Origin of the sequence: Arthrobacter sp. RT-1 (assembly GCF_003367205.1) — a bacterium.
In the GTDB taxonomy this organism is placed as follows: Bacteria; Actinomycetota; Actinomycetes; order Actinomycetales; family Micrococcaceae; genus Arthrobacter.
Map to the genome: position 1 here is coordinate 1 of NZ_QRGQ01000041.1, position 517 is coordinate 517.

General features: G+C 68.9%; 1 pseudogene. It reads left to right on the forward strand.

The features are described from left to right. A pseudogene (locus tag DXK94_RS19725) lies at positions 1 to 517 on the forward strand (endonuclease); the annotation flags it as partial.

A 517-nucleotide genomic window follows, 5' to 3' on the forward strand; every position in this document is an offset into this window, starting at 1 on the left:
CGGGATGGCCTGGTTCTCCGCGTACCTGCCCGCCGACTCGGCGTCAGCGATCTGGAACAGCACCACCGCCATGGCACGCGGCCTCCAGGGACCCCACGAAACCCGCACCCTGCCCCAACGACGCGCCGACGTCCTGGCCCACCGCCTCCTCACGCGCACCACCTTGGCTGGCGCGGACACAGCAGGCAGCGGCCAACCCCACACCCGCAGCCAGGACCAGGCTGGCATTGATGAACAGCTCCCCGAGGCCTTCATCGGGCTCGCCACGCTCGTCGGTTCGGAGGAAACAACCGCGGACCTGGGCATCCCAGACACCGGCCACTACCCAACCAACGGGCACATCTTCGCGAGCGGCAATCCAGACACGACAGCACCCGCTGGCCCCCTCGCCGGAAAAGTACCGGCCCCTCGGACGGACGTGCTGATCACCGTCCCGGTGTTCGCCCTACTTGGCCTCACCGATGAACCGGCCATGCTCGATGGCCACGGGCCCATCCCGGCCTCGATGGCACGGGAA